The organism is Vibrio sp. YT-16 (genome assembly GCF_033337405.1).
Taxonomy (GTDB): Bacteria; Pseudomonadota; Gammaproteobacteria; order Enterobacterales; family Vibrionaceae; genus Vibrio; species Vibrio alginolyticus.
This window is the reverse complement of the sequence record NZ_JAWOQQ010000086.1, coordinates 1-1,316: the sequence shown is the minus strand read 5'-3', so window position 1 is coordinate 1,316 and position 1,316 is coordinate 1. Positions and strand designations below refer to the sequence as shown.

At 42.0% G+C, this 1,316-nt stretch carries 1 protein-coding gene; it reads left to right on the top strand.

What is annotated here, in order from left to right:
- Positions 1–375: 375 nt before the first annotated feature.
- Complete coding sequence (locus R7F07_RS24925; RefSeq protein WP_015296766.1) at positions 376–1,296, top strand: bifunctional precorrin-2 dehydrogenase/sirohydrochlorin ferrochelatase; 921 nt, start codon at positions 376–378, stop codon at positions 1,294–1,296.
- Positions 1,297–1,316 lie beyond the last annotated feature (20 nt).

The window sequence follows — 1,316 nt, the reverse complement described above, 5'->3', positions numbered from 1 at the left end:
TTGATTTTCGAAGAAACGGCAATCGATAAATCAACCAGTTATAAGCGTAGGAAAGGATCTGTTAATTCTCAAATATATAATTTAAATAGAGTTTTGAGAGAACTTCCAAAGCTCCTTGAGAATTAGAATGACGAAATGTTAATTGTTTGTAAATAGTGCAAAACTCGGTCAATTTGGTGCATCAGAACAATCAATAGAAGAGTGAATAAAATGAGAGAATAAAAAGTTGTTATTAAATCTATCATTAGCCTAGCTCGACTGAGTTACGCAAAAATTTGAACAAAAATTATTTGTGATGTCGAAACAGGGTGATGTGTTTGCCCCATTTTTGGTAGCATGAGTAGCAATAGCAAATAAGAGTAATCATGGATTGAAATGCGATATTTTCCTCTGTTCTTAGATTTAGTGAATAAACCAGTACTTGTTGTTGGTGGTGGAGAAGTGGCGAGCCGTAAAGTGGAAGCGCTACTCAAGGCTGGGGCGAATGTCACCATTGTTTCTCCAACTTTGGTTGAGTTCTTATCAAGGCTTGCCGATGAGCACCAAATCCATTGGGTACAGCGCTTTTATTCAAGTGACCTTGTTACAAAACGTTTTGTGCAAGTGTGGGCCACCACTGATAACCCAGAGTTGAATCACCAGGTGTATAAAAATGCCAAAGAGCTTGGCATTTTGGTCAACGTCGTAGACGACAAACCGTACTGTGACTTCATCACACCTTCAATGATCAACCGTGGCAGAATCCAGATTGCAATTTCAAGTGGCGGAGCGTCTCCGGTACTGATTCGCAATATTCGTGAAAAGCTTGAAGCGATTCTTCCTCAGAACATGGGTTTGATGGCCGAGTTTGCCAACTCGAAACGTAATTCGATCAAAGAAGCGTTACCAAGTGTCGATTTACGCCGTAAGTTCTGGGAGCAATTTTTCTCTAACCCTGATGTTGAAAACGCGCGTAATAACCGCGAGCTTGAAACGATCTATCAGGCAACGATGGCAAACCCATTGGATGAGAAGGGCAGCTGTACTTGGATTCATCTCGGAAAAGACGTCGAAATGCTGCCAATCAAAGCTGTTCGCTACATGCAGCAAGCCGAACTCGCGCTGTATTCGACTAAGTGTGAATCAGACGCGATGGAGCTGGTAAGAAGAGATGCCGAACGTGAGGCCTTTTCAAATGCGGCAGAACTGTCTGATAAGTTAGCCAAAGCGAAAAAAGACAACTTACGAGTGTGCGTGTTCATTCCTCAAGGCACAAGCGAATTCATGTTGCTGCAAGGGCAAGATCTTGTGATTTAGTTTGTGGCGCTTTAGCAAAA